This window comes from Paenibacillus sp. FSL R7-0652 (assembly GCF_038595045.1).
Lineage (GTDB): Bacteria > Bacillota > Bacilli > Paenibacillales > Paenibacillaceae > Paenibacillus.
This window is the reverse complement of record NZ_CP152001.1, coordinates 1,517,436-1,536,818: the sequence shown is the minus strand read 5'-3', so window position 1 is coordinate 1,536,818 and position 19,383 is coordinate 1,517,436. Positions and strand designations below refer to the sequence as shown.

Genomic DNA, 19,383 nt, shown 5'->3' with positions numbered 1-19,383 from the left:
ATGGCTCCCCGAACAGGACTCGAACCTGTGACAACTCGATTAACAGTCGAGTGCTCTACCAACTGAGCTATCAGGGAAAATTAACTTGAATAACATTAATTTATCATGATTAATAATTCAAGTCAACCTGCCTTTTATCACTTTCTACGACCGGACGTTTCGTATTTACCTTAGATGCTTTGAAGCGTCAATTTCCCCGAACATCGCCCACAGCGATAACGCTTCGGATCTATTTTCCGTTTACGCAGATACTCCATCCCGCAGCCCTTACATATCAGCTTGTACCGATACGGAAGCGGCTTCCTGCCTTTGTCCCCGGGAAGAGACTGACAGAACCTTGAGCCGCCTACCTTCTGCAAAAGTGCCTTGAATTCCGGGTCCCGATGCTGATATCCCCGTCCTCGAATATGCAGATGATAGTGGCACAGTTCATGTTTTATAATTTTCTCAACCTCATCCTTCCCGTACACTTCCAGCTGATGCGGATTAATTTCAATCCGATGGCTTTTGAGCATATACCGCCCGCCTGTTGTCGTTAAACGACGGTTAAATATCGCTTCATGGGTAAACGGAACTCCGAAATGCTCCAGTGAAACCTGCTCGATCCATTGCTGCAGTTCCTTGTTTTCCATCATTCTCCTCTCTCTCCACCCGCGCAGGTTCGCTATTTTTTGCCGTACAATACTTGAATTTTAACCGTTTCGTAGGCTACACTGTCAAGTAGAATGTATGAGGGGAGATTACTACTCGTTATGCCTACAATGCGCTATGTCATCCTGCAGCAGGAGCAGCAATTGCAGTTTGTGGAAATGCCTGCGGACTATGCTTATCAACTCAGTGCGCTCAATCTGCGTCTGCACAAAGAAATCGATAAACTCACGGCAGCAGATGTACCTGTTCTACCCTGGGCTGTTGCCGAATGCGACCGTCTCGATCTGCTGAACGAAAACTTGTCCATAATCGGCGGCCTTGATTATATCAACGCCCTTGAAGAGCGTTTCGCCGCGCTGCGTGAAAGTAATTATCCGCTGATATCCCTGCTCACCGAAATCCGGGCGCTGCAGGCTCAGTTGGAACAGTGGTATGAAGAAGAGATGGAGTCACTCTGATCCATAGAAACTTACTTCAGTTGAACTTGGTGAATCTCTGCTTGATTCACTTTTCCCAGCAGTATTGTACTTATTCTCCTTAAGATCGGCCGGCTAAAATGTAGAAATTCAAATGAAGAAGCGCGCCACCCGCAAGCCGGGTGATGCGCTTTTTTTTCTGACTTTACCCCTGTGCATGTGCCCCCCGCAATAACGCCCTTAATTCAGACCAGAAGCTTTGGTTTGCCGCCAAAAGAACAGCATCCAATTCGCTCTGGTTCAGCATCCCCTGACCATTTTCGGTTGACTTTGAGTAATCTCGCACAGTCCAGGCTGCTGCAACATATGCTAACGTACAGATGAAATATGCAAAAGGAGGAGATTTCTTTGCCTCAATGGCTCTGCAACCAGCTCATGCGAGCGTTTCACAAAAAGGACAGCCGTCAGATCAAACTGCTGAACGAATGCTGGTACTTTTATCGCAACAAACCTTCCAACGGTTCATCGCGCAGTATAGAGAACGAAATTTAGGCCGTGTATAACGGAATGCAGACGGCCTTCTCCCGATTGGCCTTACTTACCCAAAAATCACCAGCGTACTGCAAACAACAATACTTAACAGCAAACAGCCTTCCCGATCCGGGAAGGCTGTACCCACAACTGCAGTTCTAACCATACAGCCTTACACGTACGAATCTGCACATGCAGGCGCTGACAGCAGACTCTTTACAGATATATGCTCTACACAAGTCACTTTACAACAGTATGCTGTAACGCGCACATGCTCTACACAAGTTACTTTGTACTGTACATAAGCACGCCCTGTCAAACCTAAGCTTCACATCTGGTCATGCAGTCGAGCTGATAATTAGTTGGCAGAGGAAGGCTTTTTCATCGTCAGGCCGACACGGCCTTTTTTGGTATCTACATTCATCACCCATACGGTCACATTATCACCAACGGAGACAACATCCATCGGATGTTTGACATACCCGTTACTCAGTTGGGAAATGTGGACAAGCCCGTCACTCTTGATCCCGATGTCCACAAAGGCACCGAAGTCAATAACGTTACGAACCGTACCCTGCAGTTCCATTCCTTCCACCAGATCTTCAATCTTGAGTACATCTGTGCGGAAAATGGGCAGCGGCATCTCTTCGCGCGGGTCACGCCCTGGACGCTGCAAGCTGTCCAGAATGTCGCGCAGTGTCGGCACACCCACATCCAGTTTCACAGCCAGCTGCTCTGTCTGCTGCTCAGACAGAAGGACAGCCAGTTCTTTGCTTCCAAGCTTGTCCAGTTCAACCTGAAGTTCCTTGAACAGCTTATCTACAACCTTATACGATTCAGGGTGAATTGGCGTACGATCCAGCGGATTCTCGCCCTCGGAGATGCGCATAAAACCTACGCATTGTTCATACGTTTTGGCCCCCAGGCGAGGCACCTTCTGCAGCTGACGGCGATTCGTGAAACGCCCATTTTCTTCGCGATATTTAACGATGTTCTTGGCAATGGTGGCATTAACGCCGGCTACATAAGATAACAAGGAAGGCGAAGCCGTATTGACATCCACACCAACATGGTTAACTGCTGATTCCACGACAGCCTTCAGACTCTCTTCCAGTACCTTTTGCGATACGTCATGCTGATATTGGCCGACGCCAATCGCCTTGGGATCAATTTTAACAAGTTCAGCCAGCGGGTCCTGTACCCGGCGAGCTATGGAAGCCGCACTTCGCTCGGCGACATCCAGATCCGGAAACTCTTCCTGAGCAAGCTTGGATGCAGAGTACACACTCGCACCGGCCTCGTTAACAATCAGGTAGACCAGACTCTCGTCTCCATTCTCCTGAATAATTTCGGCTACAAACTGTTCTGTTTCACGTGAACCCGTTCCGTTACCGATAACGATCAATCCGATATCGTACTGCTTGATCATCCGGTGGAATACTTCAGCCGCTTCACGTTTCTTGTTATGTGGAGGTGTCGGGTAAGTTACAGCGACTTCGAGCAGCTTGCCTGTATCGTCGACAACGGCCAGTTTACAGCCTGTACGGTAGGCTGGATCGACACCCAGTACCCGTTTGCCATGAATCGGCGGCTGTAACAGCAGGTTGCGCAGATTCGCAGAGAATACCGAAATCGCCTGAGTTTCCCCTTTTTCCGTCAACTCGGCACGCACTTCACGTTCAATGGACGGGGCAATCAGTCGTTTGTACGCATCTTCAACGACAGAACGCAGAATCTCCTGCACTACAGAAGCGCCTCGAATAATCTGCCCTTCCATATGGCGGTGAGCAGGCTCGGCTTGAACGTCCAGTCCGACCTTGAGAATGCCTTCGCGTTCTCCGCGGTTAATCGCAAGAATACGGTGCGGCGGCATTTTTTTGGCCAACTCACGATAACTGTAATAATTCTCGTACACTGACTCCTGCTCGGTATCCTTGGCTTCTGAAGTCAGCATGCCGTGATCCAGTGTATATCTGCGAATCCAGGCACGAATGGCTGCATCATCAGCAATATTTTCAGCCAGAATATCCTTGGCACCCTGCAGGGCTGACTCTGCATCCTCTACTCCCAGTTCTGCATTAATGTAACGTGCAGCCTCCTGAAGTGCATCTCCCTGTTTCGGCTGTTCCCAGATCCATGCAGCAAGCGGCTCCAGACCTTTCTCCTTGGCCGCACTGGCACGCGTCTTCCGTTTCTGACGATAAGGACGATACAAGTCCTCGACTTCCTGCAGTTTAACCGCCTGGGTAATGGATTTTTCCAGCTCTTTCGTCAGCTTGCCCTGTTCCTCTATAATACGGATAACTTCCAGCTTGCGATCTTCCAGATTGCGCAAATACACAAGACGCTCTTCAATCTGGCGCAGCTGGTTCTCATCCAGTTCTCCAGTCATTTCTTTACGGTAGCGGGCGATAAATGGAATCGTATTGCCTTCGTCCAGAAGCTCCGATGTGGTGCGAATCTGCTTCAAGGACAGTGACAGTTCCTTGGCTACCTGTTTGATGATTCGTTCTTGGCGTTCCGCCTTTAATGTTTCTTCATTGGGTTCCAGAACCGTTTCCTGTTCAGACAAATAAATCCCTCTTTCCTTCCTGAATTGTTCGTGATACTCATTTCAGGGCAGCTGTGCTGCATAATAACAGTATGGTCGATCATCCGAAGTTGATCACTAGCTTTTCGAGCTTTCATAACACTCCACTCTATATTATCACAAAATCACGTTGAAATTTCTATCATTCCTCTGTCATGCTTGCCGCTTGCGTTTTTACACCCTAACATCCTTCCCAGCTGGGCGAAAAAAAAGACCAAGAACGTCATGATGACATCCTCGGTCTTCTTCATCATACAAATTTAATCCAATTCCTCTAAATAAGTTGAATGTTTCTTTTACACGTTAACGGAGAGGACAGAATAAACCTGGAAAAGCGAAGCATTTGCCTAAAAGCTTTCTGCAAGGAAGCTGCATCGGAAGCATACACTTATCACCGGATTTTCCCCTTTGGAAAAGGGAATCAAAAAATCTGGGGATAACAGCGAATGGAAGGTTATTCTGTCATCGGAGTGGATGGTGTAAAATCCTTAGTTCAACTTATTTACACCCGCTCAAACCGGAACATTTCGCTCAGATAGTCTCCGGACTCGCTGCCTACAGCAATTCCGCCGTACATCAGGGCATCACCTGTAAACGTCTCTGAACCGCCTTTCAGACGATAATCCGCATTGGGATCAAGCCCCTTCAGCTTCAGGCGCTGAAGCGGTGCGTTCGGTTCAGAGAGTACACGGAAGTAAAATACAATCACTTCACTGCCATCTGGCGCAGTGAACATCCATGCCGTCTCGTTGCCCTCGAATGGACTGAGCAGACGGCGGAATGTACCGTACTGCACGGTGCTCCGAATTTCCTTGTACAGCTCGACCTGTGCTTTTACAATCGCATTCTCTTCGTCTGTGAACTTGGTCAGATCCAGCTCATATCCGAAGTTGCCCGACATGGCAACATGGCCGCGGATCTCCAGAGAAGTAATACGGTTCACCTGGTGGTTAGGTACAGCCGAAATATGTGAACCCATTGAACTTACAGGGTACACAAGACTGGTACCATATTGAATACGCAAACGGGAAATCGCATCCGTGTTATCGCTGGTCCATGCCTGAGGCATGTAATACAGCATCCCTGGGTCAAAACGTCCGCCACCACCCGAGCAGCTTTCGAACAAAATATGTGGGAAGGAGGTAACGATGCGCTCCATCACTTCGTATAGTCCAAGCATATAGCGGTGCGCCGTTTCTCGCTGTCTGTCAGCCGGGAGCAGCGCAGAACCAACCTCTGTCATGTTTCGGTTCATATCCCACTTCACGTAAGTAATTGGTGCCGAGCTCAGAACATCAGACAGCATACGAACGATCTCATCACGTACATCCTGACGGGAGAAGTCCAGCACAAGCTGCTGTCTTCCTTCCGTTCGGCGGCGATCCGGTACATGCAGACACCAGTCTGGATGTGCACGATACAGTTCACTATCCGGGGAGATCATCTCCGGTTCGAACCATAATCCAAACTGCATGTCCAGACCTGTGACACGGTTAGCCAAGTCATCCAGTCCCTGCGGCAGTTTGTTTTTGTCCACAATCCAGTCACCCAGAGATGAATTGTCACTATCCCGATGACCGAACCAGCCGTCATCCAGCACAAACAATTCAATGCCCAGCTTCTGCCCGGCGCGAGCAATCTGCTCAATCTTGTCCGCGTTAAAGCCGAAATACGTCGCTTCCCAGTTGTTAACCAGCACAGGACGCTCCGCATTGCGGAATTGTCCGCGCGCCAGACGTTCACGGTACAGCTCATGGTAAGATTGAGACATGCCATCCAGACCTGCATCTGAGTAGACCATAACCGTCTCAGGTGTCTGGAATGACTCCTGCGGCTCCAGCTTCCAGCTGAATTCAAACGGATTGATACCTACCGATACACGCGTCGTATAGAATTGATCCACTTCAGCCTGTGCAGTAAAGCTGCCGCTGTATACCAGACTGAATCCATACACTTCTCCTTGATCTTCATCCGTTCCTGGTGTCATGAGCGCAATAAATGGATTCTGCTGGTGACTGCTGGAGCCGCGGCGGCTCTCGATGCCCTGCAATCCGGAAGCGAGTGGACGGCGAACGATGTCACGTTCACGTGTCCAGGCACCTGACAGCTGCAGCAGCTCGTAATCCGCATGCGGCAGATCTACTGAAGAGCTGAGGGCACGCAGCACATTTACAACGTTAGCGCTCTCATTAATGATCCGCATGGACCGTGTGATTGCATTAAAAGCTGCAAACGCGGTATAGGTAAGCTCGATTTTTACGCCGGATACCTTATCCTGCATTTCGATCACTAACGTGTCCGCTTCATCCTCGGATTCTACGTACGTTGCCGGGAGGCCAGCTAATCCTTCTTTCCCTTTGACCAATCGATGGCCTATATACGTAAACTCGGATACCGTTGAGCCATTCTCCAGTTCCAGCTGAATGGCGGGGTTGCGGAAATCACTCGTACCATAGACCGGAAGTTCCACTGGCAGAGTGTCGAAAGAGATCGTTCGATCCTCAGGCACCGGATTCGGGCTGAAAGATGCTCTTTCGGTCCGAACATGAAGCCAGCTCAGGTCGGTATCACGCAGTTTTTTGCCATAATACAAATGCACCAAATATCCCGAAGGCAGCACTTGAAACACATAACTCGCCTCGCGGGTCTGTAAATGAAATTGAAGTTTCTCTTGATTGATGTAAATGCTCATATGTCTCCTCCATCTATCTATATAGGTGTCTAGCGGGTAAACGGTTTCTCAGGTTTCATTATAGCGAAAAGATCAGCTTTGTTCTACGCTTTCACCAAGTCTTAATCAAAAGAGCGCACAATACCTTCAAAGGTATCGCACGCTCTCCTGATTACATTCTGAAATTGTGTGTTCCTTACAGGAACGACCGTTGTCAACGAACAGGCAGATAAACACAAACTTGCTGTTCCTGCTGCCTTAAAAATCGATTAAGCCCAGGCTGATCTGCAAGGCTTCGTTGACCAGTTTCATGGTCTCCTCATCCAAATGGGTAATCTTGTCTGTCAGCCTCTGCTTATCAATCGTCCGAATCTGTTCGAGCAAAATCACCGAGTCCCTGTCAAAGCCGTGCGCAGCCGCATCAATCTCGACATGCGTCGGCAGCTTTGCCTTCTGAATCTGGGCGGTAATGGCCGCCACAATACAGGTTGGACTGAACCGGTTGCCGATATCGTTCTGAATCACCAGAACCGGCCTGACTCCACCTTGCTCGGAACCGACAACGGGAGAAAGATCCGCAAAAAAAACGTCACCACGTTTTACGATCACTGTCTACACCCCGCTAACTAAGCGGTCCAGAGTGCTGTCCGCATCTTCCTCCGCGTGAAAGGCTTCGGATGCCATGGTCAGATTGATTTTCGCCATCTCCATGTACCCTCGCTGCATCGATTCACGGATATAACGTTTCTTCCGCTCCGTCAAGTACAGCTTCATCGCCTGCCTAATCAATTCGCTGCGGTTGGAATTCTCCAGCGCTACGATGCCATCCACTTCCTGCAAAAGATAATCAGGCAAACTGATCATAATCCGCTTGGTGTTCTGCAAGTTGGCCACCTTTCTTCCACCCCCACAAACCTTTCGCCATTGTGAACCAGTATTACGCTTTTCCAGAACTTTTATACAAAGGAATATATATGCCCCGCGTATATCAAGTATGCTGTACTCCATTATAAACACGGGAAACATTATTCGTACAGACCAAACATCGCATTTCAGGATTTAAATCCGAATATCGTACATATTTCGCGATGCGGCGACAGTTTTCCTTCTGTTCTGAAAAAAAGTTTACTGGAAGTCGTGTCCAAATTACGAATCAAGTTGTCAAAAGGGGATTGATCCTGGCGACTACCGTTCCTCCACGGGTATAAATCCGTGGAATACGATGTGCCATCATGCAGATCACTTCGTAGTCAATCGTACCTAACTGGTCTGCCACCTCTCTAGCGGTAATCACACCACCAGACTGATGGCCGATGAGAACAACCTCTTCGCCGGCTTGAATTTCTTCCGCCTCTTGTGCGAAAGATTGCAGCGACACCATACACTGGTCCATACAGATCGTGCCAACGACAGGGACGCGGCGGCCGCGCACAAGCACTTGTGCTTTACCTGTCAGCATTCTTGAGAAGCCGTCTGCATAACCGATAGGTAAGGTCGCTATTCGTTCATTTTCCTGCGTAAAATAGCGGGTTCCATAACTGACTCCCCAATGAGGAGGCAGTGTTTTCACAAGAACCGCTTCGGTCTTCAGTGTCAATACCGGGAGCAGCTTCACCACCTGATGATTCACCTCTGCAGAAGGATACAGTCCGTACAGGCTGATACCCACACGCACCATATCATAGGATAATTCAGGTGTATCAATGGCAGCGGCACTGTTCGCCGTATGTATAATCGGGATGACACATCCCTGATCCCGGAGTGCCTCAACAGCACTCTGGAACCGTCGATACTGCTCAAGTGTGTAGGTCTTGTCTCGTTCATCTGCTTTGGCATAATGCGTAAACATGCCTTCAAGCATCACCTGATCAAGCGAGGACACCTCTTGTATAAAATCAATGGCCTCCTTGCCGGGAAGCAGACCCAGTCTTCCCATACCGCTGTCAATTTTGATGTGAACTTTTAGCGGGTTCGCATAGGTGCCTGGCTTCACCTGTCTGATCGCCTCAAGCACTTCTCTGCTGAACAAGGTAATGGTCACATCGTGCTGCCATGCTGCAGCGACTCCTTCAGGCGGCGTATATCCCAATACCAGAATTGGACTTGTAATACCGTGCAGACGAAGTTCAAGAGCTTCATCAAGAAACGCTACACTTAAATAATCCACACCCAGTCGTTCCAGTTCTCTGGCAGTCTCCACTGCACCGTGCCCGTAGGCGTTAGCCTTGACGCAGGCGAGGAATCTCGTACCTTGAGGCAGTGCCTTACGAAAAGCGGTCACGTTGCTTCGCAGATGGTCCAGATTAATCTCCGCCTGAGTCGGCCTATATTGTCCTTGCACGTTAAGTCACCTTCTCCAATCTTCTTAATCCGGCTTATGTCAGACTCCATCGTAATGCTACAGCATGTCACTGTCAAATGAACGAAAGTTTTGCTTCTCAGATCTTATGCCGCAGGAGTCTGCAGTGTACCATAATCATGCACAGAAGAAGGACACTAAGCGATATTATTCCAGTAATACCTGCTTGCCCGGCGAATGGATATACCTGCTTACATCGACTTATTACCCGGTTCCCTCCGCATAGAAGCGTTTTTTGCTTTTTTGGAATGAACTTGGCATGATCTTCTGTACGATAAAATAAACAAAGCACCGGAGAAACGATATCTCCGATGCTCTATAGCATTCCTTACAACAAGACTGCTATGCGCTCCTATTCTATTTGCCTGACTCTTCCTGCATCGAAGTCGCAATACGTACCATTTCATTCTCAGGCAGATCGGCACTCGTAATTCGATACTCTACGCCGTCAGAAGTCCAAGTCAGTGTCTGGAGAGCATCTCCACTGATCATACCTGCTGTGAATCCAAGATCGACTAGTCGGGAAGGCGCTAGAGATACCGCACGATCCTGAGGCCTTGCTTCATAAATGGTGTAATTGTACGTTCCTTCATAACGGAGCAGGACGGAATAATCCCCGGCTTCCTCCAAAATCTGATCATCCTTCAACTTCACACCTTCCGGTGCATATGTCGGCTGAATGACACCAAAGCTTCCGGATTCTTTCGGTTCCGCGGAGGTCGGTTCTTCGCTGCCCGGCTCACCAGCAGCTCCTTCTGAACCAGACGTTCCTTCTGTTCCTTGCTGCTGTGCGCCCTCACTTACACCTGACTGCCCGTCACTTACAGCTCCGTCCGTCCCTGCAGCATTCGGAGTATTGGCCGATGATTGTTCGCCCGCATCATCCGTTTTCTCGGCTGGTGCTGCACCTGCGTCGGTCCCCGCCTTATTCCCCTCTTCTGCCGCAGCTGTCATGTTACGCTGCATATCAAAGGCATCTTTTCCAAAATCGGCACCGAACTTGAAGCTGTCAAACTTCACATCCACAACCACGTTGGCATTGGAATCCGATACCTCCACTTGTTTAGGAGCGTAATCACTTTTGTTCAGCCAGATTTTCTGTCTGACCAGCGCATGTGTATTGTAGTTGGCAGCAACATCGAACACATAGCTTTCTTTTTCATCCGCAAATTGACGGGTTGTATCCCCCGTAATGCTTCGAATCAACGTTTCATATAGGTAAACCTGACCCTGATTATCCGGCCAGTCGCTCTGGAAGCGGAAGCTTTTATTCTGACTCGGAGTAAGCACAAAAACCCCTTCATCATTACGAAGTACAATTTGCGTTACATCTTTTTTGGCATTGGTCAGTGCGATGCGATAATACGAAGGCTTCTGATGCCATACCTCAACCTTATAATGCTGCGGTGTTTCTCCGGTATGCAGCGTCATGACGCCTGCTCCTTGGTAACTTTCCATCTCTCCAACGACTTCGTTCAGATCTTTGACCACTGCAGCCGCATCCTTCTTCCCGCAGGCGGCAAGTAAGGCCGATAAGACCAATACCATGGCAAGCATCCATGATATTCGGCGCATGACATCATCCCCTTTAGCACATGTTTTCACTTCAGGATTGTGCGTACAGCAGAACCCCTACTTGATTAGTACATGTTTATGAGGGACTTGTTCGATATATGCGGACTAGTTTGACAAGCATTGATTGAAACTGTGAGAACATAAGGCAGCGAAGCAAATCTAAGGCGAATCCGTCTCGAGGAGGATGAAAATATATTCCACAAAAGGGATAATGAATGCAGCTGCATACCTGCCGAGTTCATCGGCCGTGCGCATCATAAATTTTATTTTTATCTGTTCGATGAATGGGGACTAAATCGACTTCGTTCTTTACTGAAATATCAATTTATAGTTAGGGAGAGATGGATATGACAACCACAAATACGACTGCCGCTGCAGCGGCATCACTTCAGACCAAACTGCTTGGATTGGATCAATTCATGACCGGACAGCTCGAACAATGGAAAGGTGTAGGTGCAGCCGTCGCAGTCGTTCACAAGGATCAGGTCATCTGGAGTAAAGGATACGGCTATCGTGATCTTGAAGCGGGATTGGAGGTCACACCGGACACTTTGTTCGCGATCGGTTCCAGTACCAAATCGTTCACGGCTGCCGCGGCGGCTCAACTTGTCGATGAAGGGCTCCTTGATTGGGATACTCCGGTTAAAACTTACCTGCCTGATTTTCAAATGTACGATCCGGTTGCAACCGAACGCCTTACCATCCGGGATATGTTATGCCACCGTTCAGGTCTGCCAAGACATGAGATGGTTTGGTACAATTCTCCGCGCTCGAGAGAAGAACTGCTGCTCAGCCTGCGTCATCTTGAACCGAATCGGGACTTCCGCAGCAAATGGCAGTATCAAAACCTGATGTACATGGCTGCCGGTTATTTGATTGGTCACCTCAAAGGGACCTCATGGGAGCAGGTTGTTCAGGAACGTTTGCTGAACCCGCTCGGAATGAACTCCAGTCTGTTTTCGGTGAAGGAGATGCAGCAGCTGTCCAACTACGCCAAACCATACATGGATCACGAGGGAGTGCACACGCAGATCCCTTTTCGCACCATCGATGCCATTGGTCCTGCCGGCTGCCTCAACAGCTGCTTGACAGATATGACAGCTTGGCTTCAGTTTCAACTGCAGCAGGGCGTGTGGAAGGAGAACAGTCTCATTTCCAAAGAACAAATGGCCGAAATGCATATTCCACAGATGGCCTCTGATTCTCCGTTCCACAGCAAAGAGCTGCCTGTAAGTACATACGGGCTTGGGTGGATGATTGAACCTTACCGCGGACACGCCATGATCCATCACGGCGGAGCTATTGACGGTTTTGCTTCCCAGGTGGCCTTCCTGCCGGATGAACAGATTGGAATCGTTGTGCTCAGCAATACCAACGGAAGTGTCATTCCGTATACTACTGCCTTTTACATTATGGACTGCCTACTGGGAATGGAGCCTGTCGACTGGACCTCAACCTTTTTGGGACTCATGGGACAAGTGGAGCTTACAGAAGAAGAAAAACCAAAACCTGAGGCTTCCCCCTCTGTCCAGCCCCTTGATTGTCCTGTCTCCGTATACACAGGAACTTACAACCATCCCGGATATGGAGAGATCCTTGTACATGAGACGGATGAAGGTTTGCAGATGAGATTAAATAACCTCGATATGCCACTGCAGTATAAGGGCAGTCACTCGTTCTCCGTCACATTGTCCCATTTTGGTTGGAGCCTGGATTGTACATTTGAGGTAAACGAGGGTCTGCCTGCTGCTTCGGTGTGTGTCCCTTTTGTACTCGAACCGAAAGCTCGGCCAATCCTATTCACCAGACTGCAGGACTAAAAAATTCTACAGTCGTTGTAAAGGAGTTACGTCCCGTTGTGGAAGATTACCATTGTCTACCACAACGGGATATACACCGGATAACTCGTCTCTGTCTCCGAGGATTCTTCTGCGGTCAACGATCCTGACTTTCTTCGTATCCAAAGCTGCCGCAGATCGGGTAACCCATAACCCGCAATTTTATAATTACGCAGAGAAGCATCATGGGCATGTTCTTCTTTGAAAGAGTATACTGGCAAAATCAATGCTTCTTCGATCAGCCGATCCTCCAGTTGAATTAATCTTTCCATCCGCAGAGCTGGTTCCCGGATCATGACGATATGCTCGCATTCATGCGCAAGTTCTGCTCTCCAGTAGTCATTCATTGCAAGCAGGAATAATGTATTGCCGAATGTATACATCGTGATCAAACTCCGCATCACATGCTCATCAAATACTTCTCCCGTGTAGATGATCTCATAAGGCTGCAGTTCATGATGATAGACCGCATGAACAGGATCACCGGGAACAATGGTTACATTTAATCCAATCGCTGCACAGCGCTCAGCAAACCATGCCATATCGGACTCCATCTGCTCCCCTTCCTCCACCCAGACCCGTAAATGCTCTCCTTGGTAAGAGCTTTGTTCCAGCAGCGCCGCTGCCTGTTCAAGTACAGACCTGCCCGATTCCGTTTGAACCGCATCCCTCTCAACAGAAGGAGCTATCGTTCGAACCTCTCGCATTGGACCACGAATCAAACTTTCAGCTTTCTTGATGTGAGGACTGGCGGACGCTGCAGTTAACTCATCCGACTGGAGAAGCAGCCTAACCGCTTGACGGAAATAAAGATCTTGATGCGGGCCGTCCTTTTGCATATTAAACGTCATAAATACACCTCCCTGAATCTCATGCTCGACAGCACGAGGTGTATCCTCTGGGAACAGACGCTGCTTAATTGCGTTTTCAGGCCAGTCAGAGTGCGGCAGCTGCCATACTTCAACCCGGTCAATATAGGCGCGTCCCCGGAAGTAAGAGGGGAATGCCTCCAGTACTAACAGATTAGCGTCATGACGTGTAATGCGATACGGTCCTGTTCCAATCGGACGAAGCGGCTCCATCTGTACATCCCTGGGTATAATCGAAGCATACAGACTGCTCAGCAGATCAGGGAACATGAAGTTGGGTTGACACAGTACAAAGTGCACCGTCAGGCTGTCCACTGCCTCAATGGATTGGATGGAGGCAAACATGGCTCTGCTGGGGTTCGCCGGATCTTCAATAATGCGATCAAAGGAAAATTTGACATCTGCTGCGTCCATAACGCGACCATGATGGAAAAGGATGCCTTTGTTCAGATGAAACGTCCACCGTCTTCCTTCCCGGTCACTCTCCCACGCTACAGCGAGACTTGGCTCGCACTGCTGTCGCTCCGCATTATACCGAACCAAACGGTCGAAAACTTCAGTAATGATAAAACCTTCTCCCCACATCGCCGTCTGCGTGGGGTCCAGCGTCTTGAAAGGCGTGTTCTGTGGAATCCGCAGCGTATCCGTTCTGCCTTCCATCCCCTCATTAGAGCGCAAACCGAATAGATGCTGCAGATTATGGACCAGCTGCTCTCTGATTAAGGGAGGCAGGGACGAGGCCATTTCGTAGGCATCTTCCATTCTGTTGGCATACAGAAGCTGGTCAAAACGTTCCGAAGCAGCCGCGGCCGCTGGTTTGCAAAAGACAAGTACCGACTTTTTGCCTCGTCCACGCTGCGGGCTCCAACTCACCCAACCGTTCTCTTTGAATTTGTTCATAATCAGATTCATGTTGCGCATCGTACAGCACAAATGCCCTGCAAGTTCGCCGATGGTAATATGCAGTTCCTGATCGTCCTGTATATGCTGAAACTTCAACCGCAGCTGCATGTAATGTTCCGAGATATCCATATGCCGCCCTTCACTCCCAACCCGTTCAATATTAGAGTTCATAAAATACGAAATACATGCGATTATGTATACAGTTTTTCTTCAGGTTTTCTTCCATTATACTCGGTAACATCAACTTGAACACTGGAAGGAAGAAGATGAAAGCTATGAAATTTACCGATCTGCATCCGAATATCAAGATTCGAATCGTGACTGATTTTTTTACCGATTTGACGCAAAAAACAATTCTTCCCTTTATGGCGATTTATCTGAGTTTGCAGATTGGTGCCGAATGGGCAGGGCTGCTGCTGACCGTTAATATTATTGCTTCCATGTTAGCCGGACTTGGCGCAGGATATTGGTCCGATCGAATCGGTCGTAAAAAACTGATGATCCTCGCTCAAAGTCTGCAGGTATTTTCCCTCTTCTGGCTGGCAGCTGCCAACTCACCCTGGATGAATTCCGTGACATTGACATGTCTCATGTTTCTTCTCAGCAGCATCAGTTCAGGAATAACGGCCCCGATTGCAGGTGCCATGATTGTGGATGTAAGCAGTGAACAGGAACGTCATTACATCTATGGACTGCAGTACTGGACAACCAACGCAGCCATCACTTTCGGTGCCCTGCTGGGTGGGCTTTTATTCGAATCCTTTCGTTTTCTGCTGTTCAGCCTGGTCTGTATGGAAAGTATCGCAACTTTGCTGATTCTGATTTTTTTTATTCATGAAACAATGGAGAACAGACATGATACAGTCCTCCCCCAAAACGCACTAAACACCTACAAAAGTATTGTCTACGACAAACGCTTCATGGTGTTTTTTACAGCAACCGTTCTTGCCGTGTCCCTAGAATTTCAGTTGGATAAATACATTGCAGTGCGGTTAAAAAATGAATTCGCCGGAGAGCTGCTGGGCTTCCATATATCAGGTCTTCACATGTTCAGCTTCGTCATGATCATCAATACCGTGCTGGTTGTCTTAATCGCGATTCCCTTCGGTAAATGCATCAGCCGCCTTAGTTCCAGAACGATTATAACAACAGGAATGATGCTCTATACAGCAGGATTTGTCGTCCTGGCTTTCAGTAACTGGGCATGGCTGCTTATCACTTCTGCTGTGCTGCTGACGATTGGGGAACTTATGTATGCACCTGTGCGTCAGGTTCTCCTGGCCGGGATCATTCCTGATTCAAATCGTGCTGCTTATCTGGCTGCCGATGGACTCAGCTATAATATCGCTGCTCTGCTGGGAAGTATCGGCTTGACCGTGGGTGCTCTCCTCCCTTCATACGTAATGGCTGGTTTATACCTGACCACCGGATTGGGTGCCCTTTACTTTTTTCGAATCTTGCTTCGAGCCAAGGCCTCACGGCAGCAGAACCACTCCTATGCAGATGCCTCTTAAGCCGTATAAAACCTGTGGCAAAACATGAATCTCAAGAGCCCTTCGAGGCTCTTTTTTTCTCCTATTGAACTCGAAGTACAAGTTTGAAAAGTAAATAATCATTATCATTTTGTATATTATTGTTTACATTTTGAAAATAATCATGTACATTATATCCATGGAGGTGAGTACGTGGAAGAATTGCACAATCATGTTCGGGAGCTGCGTGCCAGAGACCGTTTATCCCAGGCTGAGCTGGCCAAACTCATCGGTGCATCCCGTCAAACGATCGCTCTGATTGAACGCGGAGATTATTCTCCTTCGGTCGTTCTGGCACTGAAAATTGCCCATGTGTTCGGCGAATCTGTTGAAAAAATATTTGAATTGAAAGGTGGAGATGAAAATGAACCAAACCGCTAATACCTCATCGAAAAAGAAACGCATGCGTCTTCCGCTTTATGCCGCTGGCGGAGCTGTTGTCGGATTTCTGACCTCAGCTATGGTCACCAAAATCCCCTCTGATCTCAACTGGACCCTGTCCGTTTATTATGATTACGATCTGCTGTTTGCCCTCACTGCGCTTGTCGTGCTGGTTACGATGATCTGGAACAGCATCAGCCTAGCTCGTACACCATCTGTTCGTCCCGAGGAGGAAGATGACATGGATTCCATGGGTGACAACCATTCACTGGTTTCCCCCGCCGAGCGTTCACTGGGGAGTGCCATGATGCTCAGCACGTTCAGTGTCATTGCTTCGTTTGCCTGGGTCGCGCTTGCCCTTTCATTATATATGTCCAACAGGAAATTCCCCTTGTCCTCGTCTCCGGACCTGTATATGCTTGGAAACCTTGTAGTCTCATTTATTGCTGTGATCATCGTTGTTATACTGCAGACCCTGACCATTAAACGTTACAATCTGTATTTCCCTGACCGTGCACTCGACCTGAATTCCCGCAGCATGAAAAAAGATCACTTTGAAAAGCTGGATGAAGGAGAAAAATGGATTGTTTATCGTGCAGCGTATCGTTCCTTTCAGATGATGAATCTGCTTCTTGGCATAGGAATGGCGGCCATGGTGCTGTATTCCGTGTTATTTACCTTTGCCCCATTCCCCATCGTACTGCTGTCCATCATCTGGATTATCAACCTGGGCGTTTATTTTCGTGAAACCTATCGCAATCAGAAACAGTAATACAAGTGAGCTTCCTGCTTTGGTAAAAATGACTAAAGGAGTGATTACGTGCATTTGTTCAATTCAAATTCTCGCTTCAAATGGACAGCCGTTACCAGCGCATGTCTGGCGGTTGTCCTGTCTTTAAGTCTCTGGGTTCCTCAGGTTCAGGCGCAGTCCGCTGCAGCAGCTGGCGATTCAAAGCCTCCAGCTGCGCTGAATGCAGAGTCTGCCGCTGCATTTCTGGATGAATTCTTCGCATCATCTGAAACCAAACCTCATTACGTTGGCGCTTCCGTTATCGTTGTAAAGGACGGTCAGATTCTCGCTGAAAAAGGATACGGCTATGCCGATCTGGACAAAAAGACACCTGTCGATCCGAAAAATACAGCGTTTCGTGTCGCCTCCGTCTCCAAAACCTTTACAGCAGCTGCTGTAATGCAGCTTGCGGAGCAGGGCAAAGTTGATTTGAAAGCTGATTTTCAGACTTATGTAAAAGGCCTTGAATTCGAAAATCCGTTCGGCACTCCGGTAACCGTGGAAAACCTGCTGACACATACCACGGGATTTGAAATTCGTGATCCGCAGTTAGAAGATATCCACACCGATCCGGGCAAGCACATATCGATGGAAGATTACGCAATGAAGCACATGCCTCCTGTTGTGCGAAAGCCTGGGAGCGCATACATGTACGATAACTTCTCGTTTCTGCTGCTCGGCATGATTGTGGAAAACGTCAGCGGTGAGCCATTTGAATCTTATATGCAGGAGCATATCTTCAAGCCTCTTGGCATGAATAACAGCAGTTTTATGCTGAACGAAAAGTTCAAGTCTCAGCTCGCTACCGGCTACGATACCGTACATAAGCCGGTTGATCTATATATGCTCGAACCGACACCCATGCCGCAAGGCGGGATGCTGTCGACAGCGGATGACATCGGTAAGTTTATGATTGCCTTTCTGAATGACGGCAAAAAGGATGATCATCAGATTTTGAAAGCCGCAACCGTGAAAAGCATGGAACAATATCGTTCTTCCATTCACCCGCTGCTGCCGGATACCGCTTACGGATTTGAAGCACCATTTCAGCTTCCTGGGGCAGGAAGCAGTTCCAAAGTAATTACCAAAGCAGGCGACCTGTCAGGTTACAGCTCTTATCTATTTTTTATTCCTGAGCAGAACACAGGTGTCTTCCTGACCTATAATCAGAATGGAGCTCTCCGCAGCCTGCTCTACTCGGCCTTTATTCAGCATTTCTATCCGCAGTATGCTAAACCCGTACAATTCAAGGAGTACACACCACAATCTGCGGAAGAGCTGCAGCGCTTCAACGGTTTGTATGCCGACCTTCGGATCAGCACAATCATCAGCAAGCTTCAAGCTGGCGGTGAAACGTCCAGTCAATTAAGCATTAGTGATCCGTTTCTGGGCGAACGTAAGCTGATTCAAGTGGAGGACAATCTGTTCAAAGATGAATTAACAGGACAGTTTACAGCCTTCAAATCATACGAAGATGGAACGACCTACATGAGGGAACCTTACCTCAATCCTTTCGGGTATGCTAAAAAAGGGCAAAAAGCTGCCGGCTTCCGGGATGTTCCGAACAACAGTCCTTATGCTCAAGCAATCCATGGTTTGCAATCTCTGGGATACTTGGAGAATGAAGCTAACCAGTCTTTCAAACCCAAAACAACAGTAACCCGAGCTGAATTTATTGAGAATATCCTTAAATTAAGCGGGCTTAAACCGAGCAAGACCACACCACCTGCAGATACTGACTGGGCAGGCCATGCCGCAGCCGGCTATATTCAGCTTGGTTATGAAATGGGCATGATTACAGGTGCAGATGAGAAACAGTTCAAACCGGATCAAGCTATAGTTCGGCAGGAAGCAGCTGCGATGATGTGGCGAGCTTTGCAGCTGCAGTATCCAAGCGAACTGTTTAAGGACGTCAAACTTGCAGGTAGTACCGATACCTGGGCTGTGCCTGCGGTGCAAATGATGGTGAAGCTCGGCATCTATGGCCCTGAGGTTAAAATCCAGGAGGATGGTGCTGTGGACTTCCTTTCACGCAAACCACTGATTCGCCAGGAACAGGCTGCCATCATGTATGCATTAATCACGCAGCCAACAGACCGTATCGTCGCTGAATTGAGAGCTGAACAGCAGCAGGAGCCGCAACCTTCAGCGGAGGAGTCATCCGAAGAAGCTGGTACGCCAGAGAGCAAGCCAGAGGTTACCCCGCCGATTCCAACAACAGAGAGCGCTCCTGCCGCAGCATCCGTCCAATAAAAATGCAGTAACAGTAAACAACCA

Annotated in this window: 15 protein-coding genes and 1 tRNA gene; 7 read left to right on the top strand and 9 right to left on the bottom strand. The window is 48.5% G+C overall.

Annotated elements, in window-relative coordinates; all coding sequences use genetic code 11:
- Position 1: 1 nt before the first annotated feature.
- A tRNA-Asn gene (locus tag MKY97_RS06730) sits at positions 2 to 77 on the bottom strand.
- Between the two features lie 93 nt (positions 78 to 170).
- Entirely contained in the window at positions 171 to 632 is a 462-nt protein-coding gene (locus MKY97_RS06725; RefSeq protein WP_342556264.1) for a SprT family protein, read from the bottom strand.
- A 120-nt stretch (positions 633 to 752) separates the two neighbouring features.
- Between MKY97_RS06725 and MKY97_RS06720 the strand changes: the two genes are divergently transcribed.
- A complete protein-coding gene (locus MKY97_RS06720; protein ID WP_342554705.1) occupies positions 753 to 1,109 on the top strand; it encodes a hydrolase/acyltransferase in 357 nt (118 codons plus the stop codon).
- Positions 1,110 to 1,475: 366 nt separating this feature from the next.
- Positions 1,476 to 1,619 carry a cortex morphogenetic protein CmpA gene (gene cmpA, locus MKY97_RS06715; protein WP_342554704.1) on the top strand — a complete coding sequence of 48 codons (144 nt, stop codon included), beginning with the start codon at positions 1,476 to 1,478 and terminating at the stop codon, positions 1,617 to 1,619.
- A 337-nt stretch (positions 1,620 to 1,956) separates the two neighbouring features.
- On the opposite strand, the gene MKY97_RS06710 is transcribed toward cmpA, so the two are convergent.
- From MKY97_RS06710 to MKY97_RS06685, 6 genes are all read right to left on the bottom strand, one after another.
- Entirely contained in the window at positions 1,957 to 4,170 is a 2,214-nt protein-coding gene (locus MKY97_RS06710) for a Tex family protein (protein ID WP_342554703.1), read from the bottom strand.
- Between the two features lie 520 nt (positions 4,171 to 4,690).
- Entirely contained in the window at positions 4,691 to 6,880 is a 2,190-nt protein-coding gene (locus tag MKY97_RS06705; RefSeq protein ID WP_342554702.1) for an alpha-galactosidase, read from the bottom strand.
- A gap of 237 nt (positions 6,881 to 7,117) precedes the next feature.
- On the bottom strand, positions 7,118 to 7,468 hold the full coding sequence (locus tag MKY97_RS06700; protein WP_024630714.1) for a type II toxin-antitoxin system PemK/MazF family toxin: 351 nt from the start codon (positions 7,466 to 7,468) through the stop codon (positions 7,118 to 7,120).
- A 3-nt stretch (positions 7,469 to 7,471) separates the two neighbouring features.
- Positions 7,472 to 7,753 carry a ribbon-helix-helix protein, CopG family gene (locus tag MKY97_RS06695; RefSeq protein ID WP_024630715.1) on the bottom strand — a complete coding sequence of 94 codons (282 nt, stop codon included), beginning with the start codon at positions 7,751 to 7,753 and terminating at the stop codon, positions 7,472 to 7,474.
- 259 nt (positions 7,754 to 8,012) lie between these two features.
- Complete coding sequence (gene alr, locus MKY97_RS06690) at positions 8,013 to 9,200, bottom strand: alanine racemase (RefSeq protein ID WP_342554701.1); 1,188 nt, start codon at positions 9,198 to 9,200, stop codon at positions 8,013 to 8,015.
- Positions 9,201 to 9,575: 375 nt separating this feature from the next.
- Complete coding sequence (locus tag MKY97_RS06685; RefSeq protein WP_342554700.1) at positions 9,576 to 10,793, bottom strand: DUF4367 domain-containing protein; 1,218 nt, start codon at positions 10,791 to 10,793, stop codon at positions 9,576 to 9,578.
- Between the two features lie 347 nt (positions 10,794 to 11,140).
- On the opposite strand from MKY97_RS06685, the gene MKY97_RS06680 reads away from it, so the two are divergent.
- On the top strand, positions 11,141 to 12,613 hold the full coding sequence (locus MKY97_RS06680) for a serine hydrolase (protein ID WP_342554699.1): 1,473 nt from the start codon (positions 11,141 to 11,143) through the stop codon (positions 12,611 to 12,613).
- 56 nt (positions 12,614 to 12,669) lie between these two features.
- On the opposite strand, the gene MKY97_RS06675 is transcribed toward MKY97_RS06680, so the two are convergent.
- Positions 12,670 to 14,532 (bottom strand): ABC transporter substrate-binding protein, encoded by a 1,863-nt coding sequence (locus MKY97_RS06675; protein WP_342554698.1) that lies wholly within the window; start codon positions 14,530 to 14,532, stop codon positions 12,670 to 12,672.
- A gap of 137 nt (positions 14,533 to 14,669) precedes the next feature.
- On the opposite strand from MKY97_RS06675, the gene MKY97_RS06670 reads away from it, so the two are divergent.
- The 4 genes from MKY97_RS06670 (at position 14,670) to MKY97_RS06655 (ending at position 19,359) form a co-directional block, all read left to right on the top strand.
- Complete coding sequence (locus MKY97_RS06670) at positions 14,670 to 15,917, top strand: MFS transporter (RefSeq protein WP_342554697.1); 1,248 nt, start codon at positions 14,670 to 14,672, stop codon at positions 15,915 to 15,917.
- 171 nt (positions 15,918 to 16,088) lie between these two features.
- A complete protein-coding gene (locus tag MKY97_RS06665) occupies positions 16,089 to 16,316 on the top strand; it encodes a helix-turn-helix transcriptional regulator (protein WP_342554696.1) in 228 nt (75 codons plus the stop codon).
- The gene (locus MKY97_RS06660) at positions 16,300 to 17,088 is read left to right on the top strand and encodes a DUF3169 family protein (RefSeq protein WP_342554695.1); all 789 of its coding nucleotides are present in this window, start codon (positions 16,300 to 16,302) and stop codon (positions 17,086 to 17,088) included. The genes MKY97_RS06665 and MKY97_RS06660 overlap by 17 nt, the downstream gene beginning before the upstream one ends.
- 54 nt (positions 17,089 to 17,142) lie before the next feature.
- Entirely contained in the window at positions 17,143 to 19,359 is a 2,217-nt protein-coding gene (locus MKY97_RS06655) for a serine hydrolase (protein WP_342554694.1), read from the top strand.
- Positions 19,360 to 19,383: the final 24 nt, after the last annotated feature.

Excerpts from the sequence above, each read along its gene's own strand:
- MKY97_RS06725 (WP_342556264.1), bottom strand. The coding sequence starts at position 632 with ATGGAAAACAAGGAACTGCAGCAATGGATCGAGCAGGTTTCACTGGAG.
- MKY97_RS06720 (WP_342554705.1), top strand. The coding sequence starts at position 753 with ATGCCTACAATGCGCTATGTCATCCTGCAGCAGGAGCAGCAATTGCAG.
- MKY97_RS06705 (WP_342554702.1), bottom strand. The coding sequence starts at position 6,880 with ATGAGCATTTACATCAATCAAGAGAAACTTCAATTTCATTTACAGACC.
- MKY97_RS06685 (WP_342554700.1), bottom strand. The coding sequence starts at position 10,793 with ATGCGCCGAATATCATGGATGCTTGCCATGGTATTGGTCTTATCGGCC.
- MKY97_RS06680 (WP_342554699.1), top strand. The coding sequence starts at position 11,141 with ATGACAACCACAAATACGACTGCCGCTGCAGCGGCATCACTTCAGACC.
- MKY97_RS06675 (WP_342554698.1), bottom strand. The coding sequence starts at position 14,532 with ATGGATATCTCGGAACATTACATGCAGCTGCGGTTGAAGTTTCAGCAT.
- MKY97_RS06670 (WP_342554697.1), top strand. The coding sequence starts at position 14,670 with ATGAAAGCTATGAAATTTACCGATCTGCATCCGAATATCAAGATTCGA.
- MKY97_RS06660 (WP_342554695.1), top strand. The coding sequence starts at position 16,300 with ATGAACCAAACCGCTAATACCTCATCGAAAAAGAAACGCATGCGTCTT.